Annotated in this window: 21 protein-coding genes, 1 tRNA gene and 1 riboswitch; of the genes, 8 read left to right on the top strand and 14 right to left on the bottom strand. The window is 72.9% G+C overall.

Going from position 1 to position 25,092, the window contains the following annotated elements; genetic code table 11:
• The first annotated feature begins 52 nt into the window (after window positions 1–52).
• Window positions 53–1,216 carry an exonuclease SbcCD subunit D gene (locus DAI17_RS18730; protein WP_107774755.1) on the top strand — a complete coding sequence of 388 codons (1,164 nt, stop codon included), beginning with the start codon at window positions 53–55 and terminating at the stop codon, window positions 1,214–1,216.
• Window positions 1,216–4,197: an AAA family ATPase gene (locus tag DAI17_RS18725; protein ID WP_107774754.1), complete on the top strand. Its 2,982-nt coding sequence runs from the start codon at window positions 1,216–1,218 to the stop codon at window positions 4,195–4,197. Before DAI17_RS18730 ends, DAI17_RS18725 begins: the two co-directional genes overlap by 1 nt.
• Window position 4,198: 1 nt before the next feature.
• Here the strand turns inward: DAI17_RS18725 and DAI17_RS18720 are convergent, their stop codons facing one another.
• Window positions 4,199–4,894 (bottom strand): sulfotransferase domain-containing protein, encoded by a 696-nt coding sequence (locus DAI17_RS18720; protein ID WP_159081639.1) that lies wholly within the window; start codon window positions 4,892–4,894, stop codon window positions 4,199–4,201.
• A gap of 36 nt (window positions 4,895–4,930) precedes the next feature.
• Here DAI17_RS18720 and DAI17_RS18715 point away from each other — a divergent pair, with 36 nt between their 5' ends.
• The 3 genes from DAI17_RS18715 to DAI17_RS18705 are packed head-to-tail and all read left to right on the top strand — an operon-like array spanning window position 4,931 to window position 9,096.
• On the top strand, window positions 4,931–6,451 hold the full coding sequence (locus DAI17_RS18715) for a TldD/PmbA family protein (RefSeq protein ID WP_107774752.1): 1,521 nt from the start codon (window positions 4,931–4,933) through the stop codon (window positions 6,449–6,451).
• Window positions 6,451–7,845, top strand: a complete 1,395-nt coding sequence (locus tag DAI17_RS18710) for a metallopeptidase TldD-related protein (RefSeq protein WP_107774751.1) — start codon at window positions 6,451–6,453, stop codon at window positions 7,843–7,845. The genes DAI17_RS18715 and DAI17_RS18710 overlap by 1 nt, the downstream gene beginning before the upstream one ends.
• A 3-nt stretch (window positions 7,846–7,848) precedes the next feature.
• A complete protein-coding gene (locus tag DAI17_RS18705; RefSeq protein ID WP_107774750.1) occupies window positions 7,849–9,096 on the top strand; it encodes a sulfatase-like hydrolase/transferase in 1,248 nt (415 codons plus the stop codon).
• Between the two features lie 6 nt (window positions 9,097–9,102).
• On the opposite strand, the gene DAI17_RS18700 is transcribed toward DAI17_RS18705, so the two are convergent.
• The gene (locus tag DAI17_RS18700) at window positions 9,103–10,446 is read right to left on the bottom strand and encodes a serine hydrolase domain-containing protein (protein ID WP_107774749.1); all 1,344 of its coding nucleotides are present in this window, start codon (window positions 10,444–10,446) and stop codon (window positions 9,103–9,105) included.
• Window positions 10,443–13,292, bottom strand: a complete 2,850-nt coding sequence (gene gcvP / locus DAI17_RS18695; RefSeq protein WP_107774748.1) for an aminomethyl-transferring glycine dehydrogenase — start codon at window positions 13,290–13,292, stop codon at window positions 10,443–10,445. Before gcvP ends, DAI17_RS18700 begins: the two co-directional genes overlap by 4 nt.
• 79 nt (window positions 13,293–13,371) lie before the next feature.
• Window positions 13,372–13,473: riboswitch (glycine riboswitch) on the bottom strand.
• A 96-nt stretch (window positions 13,474–13,569) separates the two neighbouring features.
• Here gcvP and DAI17_RS18690 point away from each other — a divergent pair.
• On the top strand, window positions 13,570–14,418 hold the full coding sequence (locus tag DAI17_RS18690) for a carbohydrate kinase family protein (RefSeq protein ID WP_107774747.1): 849 nt from the start codon (window positions 13,570–13,572) through the stop codon (window positions 14,416–14,418).
• A 247-nt stretch (window positions 14,419–14,665) separates the two neighbouring features.
• Here the strand turns inward: DAI17_RS18690 and DAI17_RS18685 are convergent, their stop codons facing one another.
• The 11 genes from DAI17_RS18685 to DAI17_RS18635 all read right to left on the bottom strand — a co-directional run bounded on the left by DAI17_RS18685 (window position 14,666) and on the right by DAI17_RS18635 (window position 22,964).
• Complete coding sequence (locus tag DAI17_RS18685) at window positions 14,666–15,247, bottom strand: MerR family transcriptional regulator (RefSeq protein WP_107774746.1); 582 nt, start codon at window positions 15,245–15,247, stop codon at window positions 14,666–14,668.
• 183 nt (window positions 15,248–15,430) lie between these two features.
• The gene (locus tag DAI17_RS18680) at window positions 15,431–15,898 is read right to left on the bottom strand and encodes a bifunctional nuclease family protein (RefSeq protein ID WP_107774745.1); all 468 of its coding nucleotides are present in this window, start codon (window positions 15,896–15,898) and stop codon (window positions 15,431–15,433) included.
• Between the two features lie 43 nt (window positions 15,899–15,941).
• Window positions 15,942–16,640 (bottom strand): transcriptional regulator FtsR, encoded by a 699-nt coding sequence (ftsR, locus tag DAI17_RS18675; RefSeq protein ID WP_107774744.1) that lies wholly within the window; start codon window positions 16,638–16,640, stop codon window positions 15,942–15,944.
• Between the two features lie 66 nt (window positions 16,641–16,706).
• Complete coding sequence (locus DAI17_RS18670; protein WP_107774743.1) at window positions 16,707–17,219, bottom strand: FHA domain-containing protein; 513 nt, start codon at window positions 17,217–17,219, stop codon at window positions 16,707–16,709.
• Window positions 17,220–17,390: 171 nt separating this feature from the next.
• Window positions 17,391–17,777 carry a glycine cleavage system protein GcvH gene (gcvH, locus tag DAI17_RS18665; RefSeq protein ID WP_107774742.1) on the bottom strand — a complete coding sequence of 129 codons (387 nt, stop codon included), beginning with the start codon at window positions 17,775–17,777 and terminating at the stop codon, window positions 17,391–17,393.
• Between the two features lie 36 nt (window positions 17,778–17,813).
• Entirely contained in the window at window positions 17,814–18,584 is a 771-nt protein-coding gene (locus DAI17_RS18660; RefSeq protein WP_107774741.1) for a DUF881 domain-containing protein, read from the bottom strand.
• Window positions 18,577–18,909 (bottom strand): small basic family protein, encoded by a 333-nt coding sequence (locus DAI17_RS18655; protein ID WP_107774740.1) that lies wholly within the window; start codon window positions 18,907–18,909, stop codon window positions 18,577–18,579. The genes DAI17_RS18660 and DAI17_RS18655 overlap by 8 nt, the downstream gene beginning before the upstream one ends.
• A complete protein-coding gene (locus DAI17_RS18650; protein WP_107774739.1) occupies window positions 18,906–19,784 on the bottom strand; it encodes a DUF881 domain-containing protein in 879 nt (292 codons plus the stop codon). The genes DAI17_RS18655 and DAI17_RS18650 overlap by 4 nt, the downstream gene beginning before the upstream one ends.
• Window positions 19,777–20,397, bottom strand: coding sequence for a CDP-alcohol phosphatidyltransferase family protein (locus DAI17_RS18645; protein ID WP_107774738.1), 621 nt, complete (start codon window positions 20,395–20,397; stop codon window positions 19,777–19,779). Before DAI17_RS18645 ends, DAI17_RS18650 begins: the two co-directional genes overlap by 8 nt.
• A gap of 55 nt (window positions 20,398–20,452) precedes the next feature.
• Complete coding sequence (locus DAI17_RS18640) at window positions 20,453–21,520, bottom strand: hemolysin family protein (RefSeq protein WP_107774737.1); 1,068 nt, start codon at window positions 21,518–21,520, stop codon at window positions 20,453–20,455.
• A complete protein-coding gene (locus DAI17_RS18635; RefSeq protein WP_107774736.1) occupies window positions 21,513–22,964 on the bottom strand; it encodes a hemolysin family protein in 1,452 nt (483 codons plus the stop codon). Before DAI17_RS18635 ends, DAI17_RS18640 begins: the two co-directional genes overlap by 8 nt.
• A 237-nt stretch (window positions 22,965–23,201) precedes the next feature.
• Here DAI17_RS18635 and DAI17_RS18630 point away from each other — a divergent pair, with 237 nt between their 5' ends.
• Together DAI17_RS18630 and DAI17_RS18625 are read left to right on the top strand one after the other, a co-directional pair.
• Entirely contained in the window at window positions 23,202–24,689 is a 1,488-nt protein-coding gene (locus DAI17_RS18630) for a sulfatase family protein (RefSeq protein WP_159081638.1), read from the top strand.
• A gap of 102 nt (window positions 24,690–24,791) precedes the next feature.
• A tRNA-Pro gene (locus DAI17_RS18625) sits at window positions 24,792–24,865 on the top strand.
• Window positions 24,866–25,092 lie beyond the last annotated feature (227 nt).

Raw genomic sequence — 25,092 nt, 5'->3', positions numbered from 1 at the left:
ACGACGGCGTGGGATGCCGGCCGCTGTCGGTGGTCGAAATTAGGTTCGTCCCATGCGCATCCTGCACACCTCCGACTGGCACCTGGGGAGGTCCTTCCACCGGGAGGACCTGCTCGGCCACCAGGGTGCGTTCGTCGACCACCTGCTCGAGGTGGTCGACACCGAGCGCGTCGACGTCGTGCTCGTCTCCGGTGACGTCTACGACCGGGCACTCCCCCACGTCGACGCGGTGCACCTGGCCGACGAGGCGTTCGCCAGGCTCGCCGCGTCGCGAGCCCGCGTGGTGGTCACCAGCGGCAACCACGACTCGGCGCAGCGCCTCGGCTTCGGCTCGCGCCTGATCGACGCCGCGGGAGTCTTCATCCGGACGTCGGCCGCGAGCGTGGGCACCCCCGTCCTCCTCGAGGACGACCACGGTCCGGTGGCCGTGCACGGCCTGCCCTACCTCGACCCCCGCTCGCTCGTCGAGCCCTGGCAGCTGCCGGCCCGGTCCCACCAGGCAGTGATGGACGCTGCCATGTCGCGGGTGCGGGCCGACCTCGCGGGTCGCAGCGCCCGCACGCGGTCCGTCGTCATGGCGCACGCGTTCGTCGCCGGCGCCGAGCCGTCGGACTCCGAGCGTGACATCAGCGTCGGCGGCGTCTCCCGGGTGGCCACGTCCTCCTTCGACGGCATCGACTACGTGGCCCTCGGCCACCTGCACGGGCAGCACACGCTCACCGGGTCGATCCGCTACAGCGGCTCGCCGCTGGCCTACTCCTTCTCCGAGGCCGACCACCAGAAGGGCTCGTGGCTGGTCGACCTCGACGCCCCCGGGCTGGCCCGCGCCGAGCACGTCCCCGCTCCGGTCCCCCGGCGGCTAGCCCGGATCACCGGGGAGATCGAGACGCTGCTGACCGACCCCCGCCTCGCGGTCCACGAGGATGCGTGGGTGCAGGCGACGCTGACCGATCGCGTCCGCCCGCTCCACGCGATGGACCGGCTCCGCGCCCGGTTCCCGCACACCCTGGTGCTCTCGTTCCAGCCCGTCGGCGGCGACAGGGCCACGACGCCGGCGGCCCGCACCGCCGGGCGCTCCGACCACGAGGTGACCCTCGACTTCGTCAGCGCCCTGCGAGGGGCTCCCGCGACCCCGGCCGAGTCCGCGCTGCTCCGCGACGCCGTGGACGCCTGCTGCGAGGACACCGACCTCGACGTGCTCGTGGGTGAGGCCTGATGCGCCTGCACTCCCTCCGGGCCACCGCGTTCGGCCCGTTCGCCGACACGGTCTCGATCGACTTCGACGTCCTGTCGGCGTCCGGGCTCTTCCTGCTCAGCGGGGCCACCGGGGCCGGCAAGTCCAGCATCCTCGACGCCGTGTGCTTCGGGCTCTACGGCGACGTCCCCGGCGACCGATCGGTCGCCAAGCGCCTGCGCTGCGACCAGGCCGCGCCGGGAGTGGCGCCCGCGGTCACCCTGGAGGTCACGCTGTCCGGGCGCCGCTGGCGCATCGAGCGGTCCCCGGCGTGGCAGCGGCCCAAGAAGCGCGGCACCGGCATCACCACCGAGCAGGCCTCGGTCCACCTCGCCGAGCGCGTCGACGGCGCCTGGGTGACGCGATCCACCCGGCTCGACGAGGCCGGGCACCTGATGACCCGCCTCGCGGGGATGAACCTCCCCCAGTTCTGCCAGGTCGCCCTCCTCCCCCAGGGTCGCTTCCAGGCCTTCCTGCGCGCTCGCTCCGAGGAGCGCCACGCCCTGCTGCAGCAGGTGTTCCGGACCGGCCGCTTCGACCAGGTGGAGCGGTGGCTGCGCGACCACCGCACGTCCGTGCGCCGCGTGGCCGACCAGCACGCGGCGACGGTGTCCACGCTGGTCAGCCGCATCTCCGAGACCTCCGACCGCCCCGTCCCCGACGAGGGCACCCCGCCCGACGGCCTGCGGACCTGGCTCGACCTGGTCCGTGCCGACTCCCGGGCCCGGGCCCACGTGACCGCGTCCTCCGCGGCCGCCGCCGACGACGCGAGCGCGCGCGCGGTCCGGGGCCTCGCCGAGGCCGAGCGGATCCTGGGCCTGCAGAGCACCCACGCGGAGGCCGCCGCCGTCGTGGCCGACCACGACGACGAGGCCCACCGGGCGGCGCGCCTGCGCCTCGCGCGTGCCGAGCGCGCCACGGCGCTGACCGGCCTCGATGCCGCCCTCGACGACCGCGAGGCCGTGTGCGCGTCCGCGCATCGCGAGGCCGCCAGCACCCTGGCCGGATGGGCGGCCGTGGCCGGCCCCGGCAGCACGCGTCGCCTCGACGACGTGGACCTGCCGCGGGTCCTGGCCGAGTCGGCCGCCTCGCTCCAGGCCGCCGAGGCGCTGCGCCCCGACGCCGACCGGCTGGTCGAGGTGGGCCGCCTCCGCGACGAGGTGCTGTCCGACATCGAGCAGGCCGAGGCCGACCGGGCCGCTGCGACACTGGCCGTCGCAGCCCTCCCCGAGCGGCTGACCGCGCTGCGCACCAAGCTCCGCGCCGCCGAGGAGGCAGTGGCCCTGGTCCCCGGGATCACGACGCAGGTCGACCAGCTCCGCGCCCGGCGCGACGCCGCACGCGACCGCGACGTGGTCGCTCCCGCCCTGGGACGCGCGGTGGCCGACCGCGACGCCGCCCGGGCCGAGCTCACCGCGCTCAAGGAGACCTGGCTCGAGATCCGCGAGGCCCGTCTCGATGGCATGGCCGCGGAGCTGGCCGGGCAGGTCGCCGTGGGCGCGAGCTGCCCGGTGTGCGGGTCCTGCGAGCACCCCGCCCTCGCCGTCGCCACCCACGGTGCGCCCGACGCCCCCGCCGAGCGCGCCGCGCGCAAGGCCGTCGACGACTCCGAGACCGTCGTGGTGGCCCTCGACGACCAGGCGCGTCATCTCGAGACACAGCACTCGGCCCTGGTGGCGCTCGCCGGCACCGACCGGACGTGCTCCCTCGACGAGGAGCTCGCCGAGGCGGTCGACAGGCACGCCGAGGTGACGGCGTCCGCCGCCCGCGCCGACGACCTCCGTGACCGGGTCGCCACGGCCGAGGAGCAGGCCCACGCCCTGCGCGCCGAGCTGGAAGGCCACGAGCAGCGGTTGGCTGGGCTGGCCTCGCGACTCGAGCTGCACACAGCCGAGCGCGACCGCCTCGGGACACGGCTCGACGCGGTCCTCGACGGCACCGGCCACGCGACCCTCGCGGCGCTCGTCTCGCACTGGTCCCGCTCCCACGAGCTGCTCGCCCGCGCCTGCGCGGCGGACGAGCGTCGGCGCGCTGCCGAGCGCGACCTCGACGCCGCCCGGCAGGCGCTGCACCAGGCGGCGGCGCGGAGCGGCTTCACCGATCTCGACGACTACCGCGGCGCCCTCCTCGACCCCGACGAGGCACACCGCGTCGCCGCGGGGCTCGACGCCGCCGAGGCACGCGTGACGCGTGCCCGCGGGGTCCTGCAGGACCCCGTCCACGAGGAAGCAGCCCGTCGGCCGGTGCCGGACCTCGCCGTCGCGCGGGCCGACCGTGAGGCGACCGAGACCAGCGCGCGGGCCGCCCACGCGCAGCTGGCCGTGGCCACGCGGCGCGTCGCCCGGGTCGACGACCTCGCCGTGGACCTGACGGCCGCGCTCGACGCCTGGGAGCCGGTGCGCAGCGACCTCGAGCTGGCGACGCACCTGTCCGCGTTCGTCGAGGGCAAGGCCGCCGACAACACCCTCCAGATGCGGCTCTCCGCCTACGTGCTGGCCCACCGGCTCAGCCAGGTCGTCGCGGCCGCCAACGAGCGCCTCGTCACGATGAGTGACCAGCGCTACTCCCTGGAGCACACCGGGCTGCGCGGTGCGGGCGAGACCCGCGGCGGCCTGAGCCTGCGGGTGCGCGACGACTGGTCGGGCGAGGCCCGCGACCCGGCCACCCTGTCGGGCGGTGAGACGTTCGTGGTCTCCCTCGCGCTCGCCCTCGGGCTCGCCGACGTCATCACCCAGGAGGCCGGCGGAGCCGACCTCGACACCCTCTTCGTCGACGAGGGGTTCGGCTCGCTGGACGCCGAGACCCTCGACGACGTCATGGACACCCTCGACGGACTTCGCGACGGCGGCCGGGTCGTGGGAGTGGTCAGCCACGTCGCCGAGATGCGTGACCGCATCCCTACCCAGCTGAGGGTGCACAAGCACCGCACCCGCGGCTCCAGCGTGGAGTCGGTGCTCGCCTGAGTCAGCGGTCCAGCGACCAACCCGAGAGGTCGAGGCCCCAGTCGTCGGCGAGCCGGCCGACCTGCGGGCGGTAGAGCACCCGGAGGGACTCGACGAGGCCCTCGGGCGGCTCCCACGCCGCGTGGCTGCTCGAGCGCGAGGGACGGTCGACGTCGGTCAGGGGGACCGGGTCCAGACCGAGCCGGGCCCACACGGCGTCGACGGCGGCCTGGGGCGTGCGGCGTACGGACTCATAGACCATCACCACCATCCGCTCGCGTCCCACGTGGTGGGCCCACATCGCCAGCTGGTCGGCGTAGAAGCCGCTGAAGCCCTGCACGGTGATGGGTACCGGGTAGGGCCACGGGGACTTCGCGCGCGTGGCAGCGAGCCGCATGGCGGAGAGGAAGCGCTCGACGGGGTCCCGCAGCAGCACCAGGACCGGGACGTCCGGCCCGAGCAGCCGCGCCGCGGTGGCCGGCGCCGACGCGTGCCGGAGGTACTGCGGGGTCCACTCCCCCCGTCGTACGCCGTCGTCGGGGAAGAGGCCGAGGTAGTCCGACGCGGGGACGAGGCCGTCGCCGACCTTGTGGAGCAGGTGCTGCTCCTTCTTGTCGTTGGTGCCGAGACCGACCTCGGGGTGCTGGGTCAGCAGGTCGGTGAACCACGTCGTCCCCGACCGCTGGGCACCGATCCCGAGCCACGCCGGTGTCGTCATGCCGAGCACCCTAACGGCTCCGCTAGGTTCGCCCCCATGAGTGCTCCCGCCCTCGACCCGACCTTCGCCGCCCTGCCCTTCCGCGACCTCGGTGACGTCGCGCTGGGACGCGCGCGCGAGCTCGGGGCGACCCACGCCGACTTCCGCCTCGAGCGGGTCCGCTACCAGTACCTCGGGGCCCGCGACGGCGTGCTGCAGACCGCGATGGACACCGAGGACCTCGGCTTCGCGGTCCGGGTGGTCCACCGCGGTGCCTGGGGCTTCGCCTCCGGCGTGGTGCTGACGCCCGAGGAGGCGCGGCGGATCGCCGAGACCGCGATCGCGGTCGCCGAGGTGGCGGCCGGCATGACCACGACGCCGGTCGAGCTGGCACCGGAGCCCGTGCACGACGACGTCACCTGGATCTCGGCGTACGACGTCAACCCGCTCGAGGTGCCCACCGCCGACAAGGCGGCCGTGCTGGTCGACTGGACCAACCGGCTGCGCTCCCACGCCAGCGTCGCGCACGCCACGTCGTCGCTCCAGCAGGTCCAGGAGAACAAGTACTACGCCGACCTGTCGGGCACCCGGACCACGCAGCAGCGCGTGCGGGTCCAGCCCGCGTTCGAGGCGATGGGCTCCGACGAACGGACCGGCGTCTTCGACTCCATGGCCTCCCTGGCACCACCGGTCGGGCGGGGATGGGAGTACGTCGCCGGCGACGGCTGGGACTGGGACGCCGAGCTGGCCGAGGTCCCCGAGCTGCTCGCCGCCAAGCTGGCCGCACCCAGCGTGGAGGCCGGCACCTACGACCTGGTGATCCACCCCTCCAACCTCTGGCTGACGATCCACGAGTCCATCGGCCACGCCACCGAGCTCGACCGGGCGCTGGGCTACGAGGCCAACTACGCCGGCACCTCGTTCGCCACCTACGACCAGCTCGGCACCCTGCAGTACGGGTCGACGGTCATGAACGTCACCGGCGACCGCACCATCGAGCACGGACTGGCGACCGTCGGCTACGACGACGAGGGTGTGCAGGCCCAGTCGTGGGACATCGTGCGCGACGGCGTGCTCGTGGGCTACCAGCTCGACCGGTCGATGGGCCACATGAAGCCGGAGCTCAACGACGGCAGGTCCAACGGCTGCGCCTACGCCGACTCCCCCGGCCACATCCCCATCCAGCGGATGGCCAACGTCTCGCTCCGACCGGACCCCGATGGCCCGAGCACCGATGAGCTCATCGGGCGCGTGGAGCGCGGCATCTACGTCGTCGGCGACCGGTCCTGGTCCATCGACATGCAGCGGTTCAACTTCCAGTTCACCGGACAGCGCTTCTACGAGATCCGCGACGGCCGGCTGGGCGGCCAGCTCCGTGACGTGGCCTACCAAGCGACCACCACCGACTTCTGGGGCTCCATGGAGGCCGTCGGCGGCCCGGAGACCTGGGTGCTGGGAGGGGCCTTCAACTGTGGCAAGGCCCAGCCCGGTCAGGTCGCCGCGGTGAGCCACGGCTGCCCGACCGCCCTCTTCCGCGACGTGCGGATCCTCAACACGACCGACGAGGCAGGCCACTGATGTCGACCACCGTGACGCCCCAGCAGCTCGTCGAGCACGCGCTCGCCACCTCGACCGCCGACGACTGCGTCGTCATCGTCCGGGCCTCCAGCAGCGCCAACCTCCGCTGGGCCAACAACACCCTGACCACCAACGGGGTCATGGTCTCCAGCGAGGTGGTCGTCGTCTCCTTCGTCGGGCGTGGCGACGGCGTCGCCACCGGCTCCGTGTCGGGCTCGGCCAGCACGACCGAGCAGGTGACCGCGCTCGTCGAGGCGGCCGACGCCGCGGCCCGCGCCGCCGGGCCGGCCGAGGACGCCGCCGACCTGGTCGCCGGGCGCACCAGCCCCGACTGGGACGAGGCTCCCCAGCCGACCGACATCCATGTGTACGACGCGTTCGCGCCCGCCCTCGGTGAGGCCTTCGGCCAGGCCACCGCGGCCGGGCGGGTGCTCTACGGCTTCGTCGACCACGAGGTGGTCACCACCTACCTCGGGTCGTCACGCGGCCTGCGACTGCGGCACACCCAGCCCACCGGGCACTACGCCTGCACCGCCAAGACCGCCGACCTGCGCAGCAGCGCCTGGGTCGGTGGCGCCACCCGCGACTTCACCGACGTCGACGCCCTGGCCATGGCCGACCAGGTCGCCACCCGCCTCGGCTGGGCCCGACGGCGTACCGACCTCCCGGCCGGCCGCTACGACACGATCCTGCCGCCCAGCTCGGTCGCCGACCTGATGGTCGACGCCTACTGGGGCGCGGGCGCCCGCGTCGCCCACGAGGGCGAGTCCGTCTACAGCCGTCGTGGCGGCGGCACCCGGATCGGCGAGCGGATCGCCCGCCCGGGGGTCGGCCTCTACTCCGACCCCGCGTACGCCGCCCTGGCCTGCGCGCCGTTCAACGTCGCCAGCGCGTCGGACAACACCGAGTCGGTCTTCGACAACGGGTTGCCGCTCGGCCGCACCGACTGGATCCGCGACGGCGAGCTGACGTCGCTGATCCAGACCCGGCACTCGGCGGCCATGACCGGCCAGCCCGTGACCCCGATGATCGACAACCTCGTGCTCGAGGTCGACGACGCCCGCGGATCGATCGAGGACCTCGTCGCCGGCACCGAGCGCGGCCTCCTCGTCACGTGCCTGTGGTACATCCGCGAGGTCGACCCGCAGACCATGCTGCTCACCGGCCTGACCCGCGACGGCGTCTACCTCGTCGAGGGCGGCGAGATCACCGGCGCCGTCAACAACTTCCGCTGGAACGAGAGCCCCGTGGACCTGCTCAACCGCTTCACCGCGGCCAGCACGACGGTGCCGAGCTTCAGCCGGGAGTGGGGCGACGACTACTTCTCCCGCACCGCCACCCCGGCCCTGCGCATCCCCGACTTCAACATGTCGAGCGTCTCGCAGGCGCTCTGAGCCATGGCCGACAACGTCCTGTGGATCATCACCGACGACCAGATGCGCTCCACGCTCCGGTCGATGGACCGGACGTGGGAGCGCCTGGTGCGCAAGGGCCTGCGCTTCCGCCGCGGCTACGCGGCGATGCCGTGGTGCGGCCCCGCCCGGGCCTCCATGCTGACCAGCAGGTACCCCCACGACCACGGCTGCCACACCAACATGACGCACCCGCCCTTCGTCGCCCAGGGGCACGACCAGGACACCGTGGCGACCCGCATGCGGGACGCCGGCTACGACACCGGCTACTTCGGCAAGTACATGAACGGCCTTGCCAGCGACCCGACGTACGTCGCGCCCGGCTGGGGACGGTGGGTCACCACCGTCGGCAAGCGCGGTCAGGTCAACGTCGACGGCACCCTGCGCCAGCTCGAGGGCCAGGCGGCCGGTGACGGTGCGGCGGCGGAGCGCCTGCGCAGGTTCGTCGAGCAGCAGCGGGACACCGCGTGGTTCGCGGTGTGGTCGCCGTCGATCCCGCACGACCCCTACCGTCCCAGCGACCGGCACCGGCACGACTTCGACGGCGTCGAGTGGGACCCCCCGGCGTTCAACGAGGCCGACATGTCCGACAAGCCCACCTGGCTGCGTGACCTGCCGCGCCAGGACCGGGCCCGGATGCGGGCGGCGTACGAGGGCAAGCTGGAGGAGCTGCAGGACCTCGACGACCAGGTGGGCCGGCTGCTCACCGTGCTGTGGCGGACCGGGCAGCTCGACCGGACCTGGATCTTCTTCGTCTCCGACAACGGCTACCTCCTCGGCGAGCACCGGCTGGTGCGCAAGGAGCAGCCCTACGAGGAGTCGGCCGGGATCCCGTTCGTGGTGCGCGGTCCCGGGGTCGAGCCCGGCACCTCCGACGCCCTGGTGTCCCAGGTCGACCTGATGCCCACGACCCTCAACATCGCCGGCCGGGACCCCGACGCGGGCCGCGAGCTGTCCGGGCGCTCGATGCTCCGGCCGCTGCGCACCGGGGACTGGTCGGGCTGGCGCCGCCGGCTGCTCGTCGAGAACACCAACCTGGGGTGGTCGATGCTCCGCGAGGGCTCCACGGCCTACATCGAGCACCACGAGGCGGGCGAGTGGGAGCTCTACGACCTCGTGACCGACCCGCACCAGCTCGAGAGCAACAGCGACGCCGACGTCACGGACCTCGCGGCGCGCCTCGCGCCCCTCCGGCAGGCCAACGGACTCCGCTTGCGCGCCCTCGAGGACTGAGGCCGGTCAGGCGGTCGGGTGCCCGCCGGGGATCGGCGCCCCTGGCTCGTAGGGTTCACGCGTGAGGACGAACGTGCCCACGTCGAGGTGCGAGACCGAGCCGTCGTCACGGCGTACGACGTGCAGCTCCTCCCCCGCGTGGTATCCCTTCGTGCCGATGATGCGCCAGTCGTCGGCCGTGAAGCGCCACATCTCCACGCCCCGCCGCCGCGCCACCAGGTCGCCGGCCTCGCAGGCCAGGACGTAGGGCGTCGCCCCCCAGTGCCAGACCCCGAGCACGTCGACGAACGCGTCCGGGACCGCGTCGTTGGGCCGCCACACCCGTGGCAGCGTCGGCTCGCACGCCTCGAGCTCGTCGAGCAGGGTCGCCCCGAGCGCCGCGACGGCGATGCCCGCCGTGGCGTTGACGAGGCCCACGACGCCGGTGCGCCGGGTGCGGTCGACCAGGCAGATCGCGTGGAAGCCGGGCATCGAGCCGCTGTGCCCGACCAGCGTGCCGGCGCCACCGGGGAACACCTGGAAACCGAGGCCGTGGGCGTACCGCAGCCCGGTTGCCTCCTCCCCCGACTGCGGCGTGAAGGCCCGCGCGAGCACGTCAGCGGTCAGCACGTCCTCGTGCCCCTCGAGCAGGAAGGAGCAGTAGGTCGCGAGGTCGGCGACCGTGCTCCACACCTGGCCGGCCGGGGCCATGGCAGCCGTGTCGGGCAGCGGCTCGGGGATGAGCGTCTGCGCGTAGGGGTGCACCGACCAGCCGAGCGCGTGCGTGCCGGACGCCTGGTAGGACGTGCGGGTCATCCCGAGCGGGACCAGGATCCGCTGCTCCACCGCCTCCCACCACGTCTGCCCGCGCAGCCGCGCGACGACCTCGCCGAGCAGACCGTAGGCGAGGTTGGAGTAGTGGAACCGCCGGTCGGGGTCGAACGCGGGGGTCGACCCGTCGTTGGCCGCGACCAGCTCGTCGAAGCTCCCGCCCTCGGTGCGCTCCCACCACGACCCGGCCGGCTCCGCCTGGAGACCGCCGGTGTGCGCGAGCAGCTGCCGCACCGACCGGTCGGCGTACCCGACGTCCCCCAGCACCTCGGAGGCCGGTGCGTCCAGCGACAGCAGGCCCTCCTCGACGAGCTGGAGGACCAGCACCGCGGTGAAGGTCTTGGTGATCGAGCCGACCTTGTACTGCGTGTCGGTCACCGACCCGGGGACGTCGCCGATGCCGTCCGCCCAGGCCAGGCCGCCGTCGCGCACGATGCCGGCGACGAGCGAGGGCACCTGCCCATCGGCCTGGGCCGTGGCCAGCCGCCAGCGAAGTCGCCGGGCGGTGTGGTCGGTGACCCGGTCGACGGGTGCGCTCATTCGGCGAACGCCTCGGGCGGCGGGCACGCGCAGACCAGGTTGCGGTCGCCGTAGGCCTGGTCGATCCGTGCCACCGGCGGCCAGTACTTGTCCGGGTCGACCCCGGCCGGGAAGACCCCGACCTCGCGGGAGTAGGCGCGGTCCCAGTCGCCGACGAGGGCGCGCGCGGTGTGCGGGGCGTGCCGCAGCGGCGAGTCCTCCGGGCTCCAGGTGCCGGCCTCCACCTGCGCGATCTCCTCGCGGATGGCGATCATCGCGTCACAGAACCGGTCGATCTCGGCGAGGTCCTCGGACTCGGTCGGCTCGACCATCAGGGTGCCGGCCACCGGGAACGACATCGTCGGGGCGTGGAACCCGTGGTCGACGAGACGCTTGGCGACGTCGTCGACGCTCACGCCCGACTCCTTGGTCAGCCCGCGCACGTCGAGGATGCACTCGTGGGCGACCAGCCCGCCGTGGCCGCGGTAGAGCACCGGGTAGTGCTCGCCGAGGCGGTGCGCGACGTAGTTGGCGCTGAGCACCGCGGCGGCCGTCGCGCGGGTGAGGCCGGGGCCGCCCATGAGCCGGATGTAGGCCCACGAGATCGGCAGGATCCCGGCGGAGCCGTAGGGCGCCGCGCTGATCGCGCCGATCCCGGACCGCTTGGCCTCCTCCGGGTGCATCGGGTGGGAGGGGAGGTACGGCGCGAGGTGCTCGCGCACGGCCACTGGCCCGACGCCCGGGCCGCCACCACCGTGGGGGATGCAGAAGGTCTTGTGCAGGTTGAGGTGCGAGACGTCGCCGCCGAACTCCCCCGGCTTGGCGTGGCCGAGCAGCGCGTTGAGGTTGGCGCCGTCGACGTAGACCTGGCCCCCGTGGCCGTGCACGATCTCGCAGAGCTCGCTGATGGTGTCCTCGTAGGCGCCGTGCGTCGACGGGTAGGTGACCATGATCGCGGCCAGGTCATCGGCGTGCGCGTCGCACTGCGCGCGCAGGTCGTCGAGGTCGACGGTGCCGTCGTCGGCGGCCTTGACGACCACCACCTTCATCCCGGCCATCACGGCCGAGGCGGCGTTGGTGCCGTGGGCCGACGACGGGATCAGACAGACGTTGCGACCCTCGTCGCCCCGTCCCCGGTGGTAGCCGCGGATCGCCAGCAGGCCGGCCAGCTCGCCCTGCGACCCGGCGTTGGGCTGGATCGAGACCCGGTCGTAGCCGGTGACCTCGGCCAGCCAGCCCTCCAGCTCGTCGACGAGCTGCCGGTAGCCGGCCGCGTCCTCGGCCGGCGCGAAGGGGTGCAGGTCGGCGAAGCCGGGCAGGCTGATCGGCTCCATCTCCGTGGTGGCGTTGAGCTTCATCGTGCAGGACCCGAGCGGGATCATGCCGCGGTCGAGTGCGTAGTCGCGGGCCGAGAGACGGCGCAGGTAGCGCAGCATCTGCGTCTCGCTGTGGTGGGTCCGGAAGACCTCGTGGGTGAGGTACGGCGTCGCGCGGCGCAGGTCGGCCGGCAGGCCCTCGGCGGACTCCAGCCCGACCTCGGGCGCGGCCACGCCGAAGGCCCGCAGCACGCTCGCCACCGTGGCCGGCGTGGTGCACTCCGAGGTGCTGATCCCGACCCGGTCGGCGTCGACGAGGCGCAGGTGCAGGCCCAGGCTGCGGGCCCCGGCGACCACGTCGGCGGCGCGTCCGGGGACGACGGCGGTGAGGGTGTCGAAGAAGGTGTCGTTCTCCAGCTCCACTCCCCCGGCCCGCAGGGCCGCGGCGATGCGGCCGGCGAAGCGGTGGGTCCGCTGGGCGATCTCCCGCAGGCCCTCGGGGCCGTGGTAGACGGCGTACATCGAGGCGACGACGGCGAGCAGCACCTGGGCGGTGCAGATGTTGGAGGTCGCCTTGTCGCGGCGGATGTGCTGCTCGCGGGTCTGGAGGGCCAGCCGGTAGGCCGGACGGCCCTCGGCGTCGACCGAGACGCCCACGAGGCGACCCGGCAGGTGCCGCTCCAGCCCGGCCGCGACGGACATGTAGCCCGCGTGCGGACCGCCGTAGAAGAGCGGGACGCCGAAGCGCTGGGACGACCCGACGACGACGTCGGCCCCCATCTCGCCGGGGGCCTCGAGGACGGTGAGCGCGAGCAGGTCGGCGGCGACGACGGCCAGCGCGTTGCGCTCGTGCGCGGCCTCGATGACCGGACGGGGGTCCAGGACGCGGCCCGAGGCGCCGGGGTACTGCACCAGCACGCCGGACAGCTCGCCGTCGGGCAGCCCCTCGGCGAGGTCCGCGACGACGACCTCGATGCCCATGGCCTCGGCACGCGTCCGGACCACGTCGATCGTCTGCGGGAGCGCGTCGGCGTCGACGACGAACGGGCCGCTGGCCTTGCGGTTGCCGCGTCGCACCAGCGTCATCGCCTCGGCGGCCGCGGTGCCCTCGTCGAGCAGCGACGCGTTGGCGGTCGGCAGACCGGTGAGGTCCCCGACGACGGTCTGGAAGTTGATGAGGGCCTCGAGGCGGCCCTGGGAGATCTCCGGCTGGTACGGCGTGTAGGCGGTGTACCAGCTGGGGTCCTCCAGCACGTTGCGGCGGATCACCGGCGGGGTGATGGTGCCGTGGTAGCCGAGCCCGATCATCGCCTCGGCCGGCCGGTTGAGCGACGCGATCCGCCGCAGCTCTCGCGCGGCGACGTCCTCGGTGAGCGCCGGCGGCAGGTCGAGCTCGGCCTCCACGCGGATGCCGCCCGGGACCGCGGCCTCCATCAGCGCGTCGAGGCTCTCGAAGCCGAGCTGCTTGAGCATCGCCTCGATGTCGGGCTCGCGCAGCCCGATGTGGCGCTCGACGAACGGCGCGGTCGTGAGGTCGGACTGGTCCGTCATGGAGGCTCCCTGGTCGAACGGGTCGATGAGTCAGCGGGCCTCCCCCTCTGTCGTCCCGCGACGGGGGCTCCAGAGCTGCCTGGTCCGCGCGGTCCGGGTGCCTGAGAGGTTCCGGGGAGGAATTGCCCCTTCGGCGCTTGCCCGGCCTGCGACCGGACCAAGACTCTCCCGCGCGGGATCGCCAGCACCGTCGAATCTACCAGCGCACGTGTGGCACCGCGCGGTCGACCGCGCCGTCCACCGTCAGATCCCGGTGCCGAGCGGCCATGATGGCCGAGTGACGTCCCCCCGCGTGCTGGTCGCCGGCCCCGTGTCCTGGAACCGCATCGTCCACCTCGAGGACCTGCCCGCCCCACGTCCGCACACGGTCTTCGCCCGGGACCACGTGGACACGGTCGGCGGCACCTCGGCCGGCAAGGCGCTCAACCTGGCTGCTGCCGGTGCCGAGGTCGTCCTGGCCACGCTGCTCGGCGGCGACCGCGAGGGCGACCTCGCCCGGACGGCGCTGGCGCGGGACGGCATCACCCTCCTCGCGGGGTCGTCTCCCGTCGGCACCGAGCAGCACCTCAACCTGATGGACGACCGCGGTGGCCGGGTGTCGATCTACCTGCGGCTGCCCGAGCCACCGTCCAGCAACCCCCACGACCGGGAGCTCACCGAGGCCCTGGCCGGCGCCGACGTCGCGGTCGTCGACCTCGCCGACTGGACCCGACCGCTGCTCCCGCAGGCGCGCGCGGCCGGCAAGCCGGTGTGGTGCGACGTGCACGACTACGACGGCACCGCGAGGTTCCACCGCGACTGGGTCGAGGCGGCGGACGTGCTCTTCCTCAACGACGACGGGATGGAGGACCCGCTGCCCTTCATGCGGAGCAGGGTCGCGGCCGGTACGACGGTCGTCGTCTGCACCCGGGGCGCTCGCGGGGCCACCGCCGTCACGGCGACCGCGGAGCTGCACGTCCCGGTGGCACCCGTGCACGACGTGGTCGACACCAACGGTGCCGGCGACGCCTTCGTGTCCGGGTTCCTGCTCGCGACGTACGCCGGGCACGGCCTGGCGGGGGCGATGGAGGCCGGCCACCGGCAGGCGGCCGAGTGCCTGTGCTCCCCCGGTCTCGCGCCGGCCTGAGCGCTCACCGCAGCTGGCGGCGTACGACAAGGGCGTCTCCGGGAGGGCGGGGCCCCGCGACCGACCAGCAGCCGGGTCGTCGGACGGCGTCCGGCACGTCCGACGAGGTGGCTGCTCGGGCCGCCAGTCCGTCGGACGTCCCGTCGGACGTCCGACGAGGTGGCCGCCGACTCGTCGGCGCCCCGAGACGGACGACGGGCCCGGAGCGTCGCTCCGGGCCCGTCGAGGCGTGGGGTGGGTGGTGCCGTCAGCCGGTCTGGCGCGCGGCCCGACGGGCGGCGAGCTCGTCGCCCGGCGCGGGCGCCTCCTCGGCCGTGCGCTCGCTGGGGAGCTCGGCGAGGGTGCCCTCGATCTCGCGCCACACTCCCCCGATGGCGATGCCGAAGACGCCCTGGCCGCCCTGGAGGAGGTCGATGACCTCGTCGTTGCTGGTGCACTCGTAGACGCTGGCGCCGTCGCTCATCAGCGTGACGCGGGTCAGGTCGTCGGTGCCCCGCTCGCGCAGGTGCGCGACCGCCGTGCGGATCTGCTGGAGGGAGATGCCGGCGTCGAGGAGGCGCTTGACGACCTTGAGGATCAGGATGTCCCGGAAGGAGTAGAGCCGCTGCGACCCGGAGCCGGAGGCTCCACGGACCGTGGGCTCCACGAGTCCGGTGCGGGCCCAGTAGTCGAGCTGGCGGTAGGTGATGCCGGCCGCGTTGCAGGCCGTCGGGCCGCGATAGCCGGTGTCGCTCGGGAGCGGCGAGACGTCGTCGGTGAAGAGCAGGCCCTGCTCGTCTGCGGCCTGGGCTGCCTCGGCACCCACGCGGTCCTGCTCGTTCTCGTTCACAGCCACGGCGACCCTCCACGGTCTCATCACCGCTGGGCGTAGCTCCGGGGGAAGGCGGATGCGGGGAAGGGCAACCACACGGGTGGAGTTACAGCGGAGACCTTCACCGTATGCCTGAGCCGCGGGGTGGTCAAACGTCCCCGCGGCGTGTCGAAACCCTCAACCTCAGGTTGAGGGTGAGGCTCACGGCGCCTCGAAGTCCTCCGGGGACACGTGGTCGAGGAACTCGCGGAAGGCCTCCACCTCGTCCTCCTGCTCGGCGGGAACGGCCAGGCCCGCCTCGTCGAGGACGCCCTCGGCGCAGACGATCCGGGCCCCCGTGCGCAGCGCGAGGGCGATGGAGTCCGACGGCCGGGCGCTGACGACCTGGCCGCTGGCGAAGACCAGCTCGGCGTAGAACACCCCGTCCTTGACGTCGGTGACCCGGACCTCGGTCAGCGACTGGCCGGTGGCCTCCAGCACGTCCTTCATCAGGTCGTGGGTGAGCGGGCGCGGCGGCACCACGCCCTGCTGTGCGAAGGCGATCGCGGTCGCCTCCACCGCGCCGATCCAGATCGGCAGGTAGCGCTCCCCGGAGGCTTCCCGGAGCAGCACGATGGGCTGGTTGGAGGGCATCTCCACCCGGACTCCGATGACGTCTACTTCGCGCACGCAGCCAGCCTACTCCCGGTGCAAGACCCGCGGAGCCGGGCAGTCAGCGACGCCGCAGCCCGGTCTTGACGAGCGTCGCGTGCAGACGCACCGAGAGCGACGCGATCTCGCTGACGGCGTCCGCCGCGCGTCCCCGGGCCGCCGCGTCGCGGCCGCGCTCGAGCGGTGCCACGACCTGCTCGACGAGGCCGACCTCGCGGTCCGCGGCGGTCTTGAAGGCGCGCAGGTGCCGGGGCTCGAAACCGAAGTCGGCGAGCTCGCGGGCGGTCTGGGCCACCACCAGCGCGTCGGTGTCGTAGTGCCGGGTGCCGGTGCGGGGAGCGATGAGGCCGAACTGCTCCAGCTGGGTCAGCAGCTCGTCGGACACCTCGGCGATCTTGAGCAGCTCCATGCGGGAGAGCCGCACGTCGCTCGTGCGGGAGAACGACTCCGGCGAGGGCATCCCGTCGGCGGCCAGGGCGACCTGGGGCACGGTGGGCACCACGCCCTCGATGGGCGGCGGCTCAAGGCCGCGGTCGATGGCGTCGAGGTGCTCGCCGATGACCTTCAGCGGGAGGTAGTGGTCGCGCTGCATCCGCAGCACGTAGCGCAGCCGCTCGACGTCGTCGGCGGAGAACTTGCGGTAGCCCGCCGGGGTCCGCTCGGGCTTGATGAGTCCCTTGTCCTCGAGGAACCGGATCTTGGGGATCGTGACGCCGGGGAAGTCACCGCGCAGCTGCTCGAGCACCTGCCCGATGTTCATCCGGGCACGCTGGACCGACCCGGACGCTGGGCCCGAGGACGCCGGCGTGGAGGGCACGGACACCGATCAGCTGCCCGAGGCGCCGGAGAAGAACACCAGCCGGTACTTGCCGATCTGCACCTCGTCGCCGTCGGTGAGCTGCACCGAGTCGATGCGGTCGCGGTTGACGTAGGTGCCGTTGAGGCTGCCGACGTCGCTCACGGTGTAGCCCGTGCCGCTGCGTCGGAACTCCGCGTGCCGGCGGGACACGGTCACGTCGTCGAGGAAGATCTCGCTGTCGGGGTGCCGCCCGGCACCGACCAGGTCGGTGTCGAGCAGGAACCGGCTGCCGGCGCTCGGTCCGCGCTGCACGACGAGGAGGGCGTGGCCCTCGGGCAAGGCGTCCACGGCGGCGGCGTCGACCGGGCTGAGCTGGCGGTCCGACGACTCGGCGGTGGGCACGCCGAAGGTGATGGTCGCCGTCGAGTCGCCCGCAGGCGTGGCGGCGGGCTCCTCGGCGGACACCAGGCGGGTGCCGCACTGCGCGCAGAAGCGCGCGTCGTCCGGGTTCTGCTTGCCACAGGCTGTGCAGAACGGCATGGAACCCCTCCTCGTCGGGAACGTGCTCGGAAGTGTGGAGCGCGATGGTCTGGGACGTGCTGGGCCGCTAACCCTCAGGCAGGGCCTGAGGTTGACGGTTGTGACGAACCTACCAGTCGTGCCGGTGGCCGCAACGGCGGATCGCGGCGACCGGCCCGGACGGGCGGACGGTCAGCCCTCGAGGCCGGCCTGGTAGGTCGCGGCGTCGAGGAGCCCCTCGACCTGGGACTCGTCGGCGGGCACGACCTCGAACAGCCAGCCGGCGGCGTACGGGTCGTTGTTGACCAGCTCCGGGGTGGCGTCGAGGGCGTCGTTGCGGGCCACGACCTCACCGGTGAGCGGGGCGTAGATGTCGCTGACCGACTTGGTCGACTCCAGCTCGCCGCAGGTCTCGCCGCCGGTCACCTGCTCCCCCACCTCGGGGAGCGACACGTAGACGATGTCGCCGAGCGCGTCCTGGGCGAAGTGGGTGATGCCGATGCGCACCGACCCCTCGGCCTCGCCGGGGATGCGCACCCACTCGTGCTCGCTGGTGTACTTCAGGTCCTCGGGATACACGGCGTCTCCTCGTCAGGTGGTCGGTGCACGGGCAGGTTACTGGTCGAGGTCCGGTTCGGCCTGGACGGGTCGGACGGACTCGCGGACGCTCTCGATGTCGACCGCCTCCAGCTCCTCGACGGTGACGGTCGCGCCGTCGTACTGCTCGAGCGTCTCGATCGGCCCGCTCGCGAAGGTGAGGCCCCCGGACAGGGAGTGCGGGTCGCCGATGACCTCGATGACGTACGGCGGCTCGAGCAGCGTGCCGTCGAGCTCGAGCCCGCCCACGCCGGACTCGAACGAGCTCTCGGCGACCACCCGGACCTCGTCGTTGAACTCGATGGCCTCGGCGTCGGCGGTGCGCATCTCCTGGACGATGTCGAGCAGCGAGCCCACGCTCACGGGCCCGGGGCCCTCCTGGATGGTGATCCGGATGCCTGGCCCGGTGACGGGCACGAGGCCGGCGAGGATGTTGAGGGTGCGGGCCCGCTCCTGGGTCTGCGCCAGCGCGGCCTCGCGGCTGGTGTTCTCCGACCGCAGCTCGTCACGGGCCTGCTCGAGCCGGTCACGCTCGCGCCGGGCGCGCTCGGCGGTGCCCGTCAGCGCGTTGAGGATCTCGATGAGGTCCTGCTCGCGGAGCCCGGCGTAGGTGTTGTCCTGCTCGGTGTCGCGGACCTGCACGACGGTGGCGAAACCGAGCACCGCCAGCAGCACCGCGACCACGACCTGCGCGCGCGAGCCGTGCCGCAGGGTCGAGGCCAGCCGCTGGCGGCCGGCGTCCTCGTCGGCGTCGGTGTGGTCGGCGTGGCGGGGCTGGGGCTCAGGCATGGAACAGGTGGCGCCGGATCGCGGCGGCGTTGGAGAAGATACGGATGCCGAGCACGACGACCACCCCGGTGGACAGCTGGCTGCCGACCCCGAGCTTGTCGCCGAGGTAGACGATCGCGGCCGCGATCACCACGTTGCTGATGAACGACACGACGAAGACCTTGTCGTCGAAGATGCCGTCGAGGAAGGCGCGCAGGCCGCCGAAGACCGCGTCGAGCGCGGCGACCACGGCGATGGGGAGGTAGCGCTCGAGGCCGAGCGGGACGTCGGGGGCGAAGACGAGTCCGGCGAGCACGCCGAGGAGGAGTCCGATCGCTGCGATCACGGCGTGACCTCCTCCTCCGTCTTGCTCGGGTTGCCTGACGTCCCCTCGGTGACGTCACGCAGGGTACGCAGCGTGCTGGCCGGGAGTCGGACCATGCTGACATTCTCCGCCGTGTAGCCGAAGCCGAGGCCGTTGACGAGGCTGAACCACTCCTGTCCCTGGCTGCTCTCGAGGAGTCGTGCCTGCAGGGTGGCGTTGTCCCCGATGGCCTCCACGACGTACGGCGGGGTGAGGGGGCGGCTGTTGACCAGGATGGCGCGCCCGGTGTTGCGGATGCCGCTCAGCGCGGTGAGCCGGATCCCGTTGATGGCGATGGCCTCGGCGCCGGCGTGCCAGAGCCCGTCGACCAGCGTGGCGAGGTCCTCGTCGCGCACCTCGTCGTTGGGGTCGTCGCTCTGCGGGTTGGTGACGGTGATGCGGACGCCCTCGCCGCGGACCGGGACGTAGCCGGTGCGGACCTCGAGGCGGCGTACGCGGGACTCCAGGTCGCCGACCTGCGCGTCGAGGATCTCGTTGCGGTCCTCGGCGGTGTTGCGGGCGTCGCTGAGGCTGCTGATCTCGCGCTGGAGGCCGGCCACCTCGGCACGGCCCGCGTCGATCTGCGAGATGAGGGTCGCCCGTCCGAGCTCCTCCACGTCGGCGTCCTGGGAGGTCTGGACACCGGCGACGGCGACGAGCAAGCCGAAGGCGCCGACGACGACCGCGGTGGTCCAGCCCCGCCGCGGGGACCGGACGGGCTCCCCCCGCTCGGCCTTGCGGCGGGCGACGTGGGCGTAGTCCTCGTCGAGCGAACGGGTGGTGATCAGCGCCAGCAGCGGCGTCGTGACGTGCTCGGGCAGCTCACGCGGACGCTCGGGGGTGGCAGGCTCAGCCATCGCGACGCACCCGCGGTGGTCGGCGCTCGGTGTCCCGCAGCAGCTTGCGGACCTGCCACGCGTAGAGGACGCCGGCCCACCAGTAGAGCCCGATCCCCCAGAACGCGAAGGCCCAGCCGAAGACCTGCGCCAGCATCGGCACGGCGCCCTCGCCCTCGCCCAGCAGGAGCAGCGGGAAGGCGTAGAGCAGGTTGAAGGTAGCCGCCTTGCCGAGGAAGTGGACCGGCAGCGCGCTGTAGCCGCGGGTGCGCAGGAACGGCACCAGCCCCCACAGGAGGAGGTCCCGCAACGGCAGGATGATGGCCACCCACCACGGGATGATGTCGCGCAGCGCCAGTCCGACCACGACCGCGAGGATGTAGAGCCGGTCGGCCACGGGGTCGAGGATCTCCCCCAGGGCGGAGTACTGGTCCAGCCGTCGGGCGAGGTAGCCGTCGAGCCAGTCGGTGAGCCCCATCAGCATCAGCAGGACCAGGGCCAGCGCGTCGGCCTCCGGGCCGAGGACGAGCCACAGGAAGACGGGCACGCCGGCCAGCCGGACCATGCTGAGCAGGTTGGGGATCGTCCACACGCGCGAGCGGTGGGTCTGCTCCTGCACTGAATCGCCTGCCATCGGATGAGTCGGGATCAACTGACGATCACCCTATAGAGGGGTGGAGCAACGCAGGTCACGACTCGACGGCAGTGCCCGCGCCGACCTCGTGGTGGGATCCGTCGCGGATCTCCCCCACGAGCTCCTCCAGCACGTCCTCGAGGGTCACCAGGCCGAGCACCTCGCCGTCGCGGCGTACGACGCGTGCCATGTGCGCGCCCCGCAGCTGCAGGCTCTCCAGCGCCTCGTGGAGCAGGTCGTCGGGTCCGACGGTCGCGAACGGGCGCACCCACTTGTCGTCGACGGGACGCTGGCGCCGCTCCTCGTCGCTCTCCAGGACGTCCTTGATGTGCAGGTAGCCGACGAGCGTGCCGTCGGCCTCCGCGACCGGGAAGCGGCTGAAGCCGGTGCTGGCGCACAGGGTCTCCACGTCCGCGGCGGTCGAGCCGCGCAGCACGGTGGCGAGGCCGTCGACGGGCATCAGGACGGTCGAGACCGTCTTCTCGGTGAAGCCCAGGGCGCCGGCGAGGCGGTCGTACTCGTCGGCCTCGATCATGCCCTCGCCGCGGGACTCCTCGACCAGGGCCGCGACCTCCTCGCGCGTGTAGCTCGAGCTGACCTCGTCCTTGGGCTCGATGCGCATGAGCCGCAGGATGCCGTTGGCGGCCAGGTTGAGCAGCATGATCACGGGGCGTAGCACGGTGACGATGATCATCATCGGCGGGCCGAGCAGGAGCGCGGAGCGCGTGGGGCCGGCCAGCGCGATGTTCTTGGGGACCATCTCGCCGAGCACGACGTGCAGGTAGACCACGATCGACATCGCGACGACGAAGGACACCGGGTGCAGTGCCGCGTCGGGGACGCGCATGGCGTGGAACACCGGCTCGAGCAGGTGCGCCACGGCCGGCTCGCCGACGGCACCGAGTCCCAGCGAGCAGACCGTGATGCCCAGCTGGGCGCCGGCCATCACCAGGGACACCTGCTCCATCGCGCGCAGCGCGGTGCGGGCGGCGCGGGAGCCGGCCTGCGCCAAGGGCTCGACCTGGCTGCGGCGGGCGGACAGGAGGGCGAACTCCGCGCCCACGAAGAAGGCGTTGAAGGCCAGCAGCACGACCGCGACCACGACAGCGGTGACGTCACCCACGGCGGGTCACCTCCGTCCCGGCCGGGGACGGCGCCGCCGGGGCGCCTCCGTGGGGGGCAGCCTGCTCCGCGGGCACCCCGCCGGTCGGGGCACCGTCGCCGGGCGCCTCGTCCAGGGTGACCACGCGCAGCTCGATGCGGTCGATGCGGAGGCCGTCCATGCGCTCCACGGTGAGGGTCGCGAGGTCCTCGCGCGGCTCGTCCGGGTCGGACCGGTCGGGCACCGGGACCTCCACCCGGTCGCCGGACACCGGGATCTTGCCCAGGCGCTGCATGACGAGGCCGCCGATCGTGTCGTAGTCCTCGTGGTCGGGCAGCTCGATGCCGGTCACGTCCTCGACCTCGTCGGGGCGCAGCAGCCCGGAGAGGCTCCACGCGCCGTCACGACGTTGGCGGGCGCGGGAGCCGAGGCGGTCGTGCTCGTCGGAGATGTCGCCGACGATCTCCTCGACGACGTCCTCGAGCGTCACGATGCCCGCGTGGCCGCCGTACTCGTCCAGGACGATGGCCATCTGGAAGCCGTCGCCGCGCAGCAGGGCCAGGAGGGGGTCGAGCCGGAGGCTGTCGGGGACCACGGTCGGCTTGACCATGATGTGCTTGATGCGCGTCGTGCCGCGCTCGTGGACGGGGAGGGCCACTGCGTGCTTGACGTGCACGGTGCCCACGACCGAGTCCTCCGAGTCCAGCACGGGGAAGCGCGAGAGGCCGGTCTGCCGGGCCAGCTCGATGACGGTGCTGGCGCGGTCGCCCTCCTCCACGGTGGTGGTGCGCACCCGCGGCGTCATGATCTCCCCCGCGGTCCGGGTACCGAACTCCACGCTGCGCTCCATCAGCTCGGCGGTCTCGGGGTCGAGGGTGCCCTGGTCGGCCGAGCGCTGCACGAGGGAGGCGAGCTCCTCGGAGCTGCGTGCGGAGCGCAGCTCCTCCTGGGGCTCGATTCCCATCCGGCGCACCAGGGTGTTGGCGGAGTTGTTGAGGACGCGGATCGGCCAGCGGGTCGCGGCGGTGAAGCCGCGCATGAAGCCCTGCGTGGCGCGAGCGGTCTCGAGGGGCTTGGCCAGGGCGAGGTTCTTGGGGACCATCTCCCCGAAGAGCATCGTCAGGATCGTGCCGAGCGTCAGGCCGATCGCCACCGAGACCGGTGAGACCGCGCCGTCCGGGAGGCCCGCCGCCGTGAGCGGGTCCCGCACCAGGGTGGCGATGGCCGGCTCGGCGAGGAACCCGACGGCCAGGTTGGTCACCGTGATGCCCACCTGGGCGCCGGACAGCTGGGTGGAGAGCGTCTTGAGCGCTCGCTGGACGCCTTCGGCGGCGGCGTCGCCGCCGCTGGCCGCGCGTTCGACGGTGGCCCGGTCGACGGTGACGAAGGAGAACTCGGCGGCGACGAAGAGACCACAGATCGCGATGAGCGCGAGCGCGACGAGCAGGAGGAGCCACGGGGTCACGACACGCCTCCTCGATCGATCAGGGAAACGGTCGTGCGGCGACTTTGATAGCCGTCCATGGGGGTCTGCGAAGGCCCTTCCACTCGGGTGCTGAGATGTTCGTCGTCAAGCGTAAGGGACGTGTGGCCAGAACGCCGCGTCGCTTTGGGCGAGGTGCCGGTCGCCCCCTAGCCTTGGCCACTCGATCCGGGGCGACCGAGGGACACCATGCAGGCGTGGATGCGTAGGGGGACGGCCGTGGCGGCCGCCGCACTGGTGGTCTGCTCGGCCGCGGCGGGCCTGGCCGGGAGCTCCGAGCCGGCACCGTCCGTCGTACCCGTCGCGTCCGGGACCGACCGGCTGCCCGTCCCGACGGACGACTCCCCCGTCTCCCGCGCCGGCAACCGTGACGCTCGGCCCAACGTGGTCCTCGTGATGACCGACGACATGCGCGCCGACGACCTGAGGGCGATGCCCCTCACCCGCCGCCTGATCGCCGACCGGGGCCTGGACTTCACCGACGCGACCTCGCCCCACCCCCTCTGCTGCCCGGCCCGGGCCGAGCTGGTCACCGGGCAGTACGCCCAGAACAACGGCGTCCAGCACAACGCCGGCCCCTTCGGCGGCTTCCAGGCGCTCGACCCGACGCACGAGATCAGCTCGTGGTTCTCGCGCGCCGGCTACCGGACCGGCTTCGTGGGCAAGTTCCTCAACGGCTACACCGCCGAGGACGTCCGTCCGTCGGGCTGGACACACTGGGACCCGCTGGTGGCCGGCGTCTACGACTACCTCGACTTCGCCCTCGCCGACGACGACGAGAGCCCCGCGAAGTACCGCAACAGCTACGTGACCGACGTGATCGCCGAGCGCACCAACGACACCGTGCGTCGCTTCGCCCGGCACGACGAGCCGTTCCTCCTCTTCTCGTGGCACCTCGCGCCGCACTACCGGCTCGACGACGGACGCCCCGTGCCGCCGCCGAGCGCGCCGCGCGACGCGGACAAGTTCGCCGACGCGGTGCCGCCCTCCTTCGACGACCCCTCCTTCAACGAGCGGACCGTGCTCGACCAGCCGCGACCGTTCCGCAACCGTCGCGACGCCGACCCCCAGGTCGTCGTCCGCGAGCACCGGGCCCGGCTGCGCGCGCTGCAGTCGGTCGACCGGGCCGTGGCCTCCCTCGTGGACACCTTGCGCGAGACCGGCGAGCTCGAGCGCACCGTCATCGTGTTCACCTCCGACAACGGCTACTCCCTCGGCGAGCACCGGTTCCTCGGCAAGAACGTGCTCACCGACCCGGTCCTGCAGGTGCCACTGCTCGTGCGCGGACCCGGCATCGCGCCCGGCTCGTCGTCGGACCTGTCCGTCACGCTGGTCGACCTGCCCGCCACCTTCGCCGCGATCTCCGGCGCCACGCCCGGCTGGACGGTCGACGGCGCCTCGGTCGTCCCGACGCTCCGCGGGCTGGACCAGCCGTTCCGCGACACCACCCTCGTCCAGACCGGCGACGACGGCGGGGACGGCTGGGCCTACCGAGGGGTGCGCACCGACCGCTACCTCTACGGCGTCAACGGCGCGGACGCGTTCCTCTATGACGACGAGCTCGACCCGCACCAGCTGGTCAACCGCATCGACGACCCCGCGTACGCCGCCGTGCGAGCGGCCCTCGAGGAGCGGCGCGGCCAGCTGATCACCTGCCGCGGGTGGGCCTGCAACCAGACCTTCGGCGCCCTGCCGGAGCCGGGCTGACGCCTCACCTGCCGGCGCCGTCGACCGGGTCAGACCTGATTGTCGATCGCCGCGAGTGCTGGGGTAAGGTTTCGCTCGCCCATCACGCAGGTGATGGGTGTTCGGGCTGTAGCGCAGCTTGGTAGCGCACCTGACTGGGGGTCAGGGGGTCGCAGGTTCAAATCCTGTCAGCCCGACCGTGTGATGTCTCAGGACATCTGCAAGGCCCGAACCCACGGATGTGGGTTCGGGCTCTTGTCATTTGCGGGGCTGGCCGTCCTCGGCGGTCGACGATGTCGCGCCGGACCCGGTCGTGGGAGTCGCGTAGCCAGCGGTCGTTCGGCCCGGTCGAAGGTCCCCGGCTCCTGCCCCGTTGGGCCCTGCCGCACCCGACCCGCGGGCGCGAGAGTTGTCAGCGCAGGAA

The sequence above is a fragment of the Nocardioides sediminis genome (genome assembly GCF_003047295.1).
Taxonomy (GTDB): domain Bacteria; phylum Actinomycetota; class Actinomycetes; order Propionibacteriales; family Nocardioidaceae; genus Nocardioides; species Nocardioides sediminis.
This window is presented reverse-complemented; position numbering and strand designations above follow the sequence as displayed.

Excerpts from the sequence above, each read along its gene's own strand:
- DAI17_RS18730 (WP_107774755.1), top strand. The coding sequence starts at position 53 with ATGCGCATCCTGCACACCTCCGACTGGCACCTGGGGAGGTCCTTCCAC.
- DAI17_RS18725 (WP_107774754.1), top strand. The coding sequence starts at position 1,216 with ATGCGCCTGCACTCCCTCCGGGCCACCGCGTTCGGCCCGTTCGCCGAC.
- DAI17_RS18720 (WP_159081639.1), bottom strand. The coding sequence starts at position 4,894 with ATGACGACACCGGCGTGGCTCGGGATCGGTGCCCAGCGGTCGGGGACG.
- DAI17_RS18715 (WP_107774752.1), top strand. The coding sequence starts at position 4,931 with ATGAGTGCTCCCGCCCTCGACCCGACCTTCGCCGCCCTGCCCTTCCGC.
- DAI17_RS18710 (WP_107774751.1), top strand. The coding sequence starts at position 6,451 with ATGTCGACCACCGTGACGCCCCAGCAGCTCGTCGAGCACGCGCTCGCC.
- DAI17_RS18705 (WP_107774750.1), top strand. The coding sequence starts at position 7,849 with ATGGCCGACAACGTCCTGTGGATCATCACCGACGACCAGATGCGCTCC.
- DAI17_RS18700 (WP_107774749.1), bottom strand. The coding sequence starts at position 10,446 with ATGAGCGCACCCGTCGACCGGGTCACCGACCACACCGCCCGGCGACTT.
- gcvP (WP_107774748.1), bottom strand. The coding sequence starts at position 13,292 with ATGACGGACCAGTCCGACCTCACGACCGCGCCGTTCGTCGAGCGCCAC.
- ftsR (WP_107774744.1), bottom strand. The coding sequence starts at position 16,640 with ATGAACATCGGGCAGGTGCTCGAGCAGCTGCGCGGTGACTTCCCCGGC.
- DAI17_RS18670 (WP_107774743.1), bottom strand. The coding sequence starts at position 17,219 with ATGCCGTTCTGCACAGCCTGTGGCAAGCAGAACCCGGACGACGCGCGC.
- DAI17_RS18660 (WP_107774741.1), bottom strand. The coding sequence starts at position 18,584 with ATGCCTGAGCCCCAGCCCCGCCACGCCGACCACACCGACGCCGACGAG.
- DAI17_RS18650 (WP_107774739.1), bottom strand. The coding sequence starts at position 19,784 with ATGGCTGAGCCTGCCACCCCCGAGCGTCCGCGTGAGCTGCCCGAGCAC.
- DAI17_RS18645 (WP_107774738.1), bottom strand. The coding sequence starts at position 20,397 with ATGGCAGGCGATTCAGTGCAGGAGCAGACCCACCGCTCGCGCGTGTGG.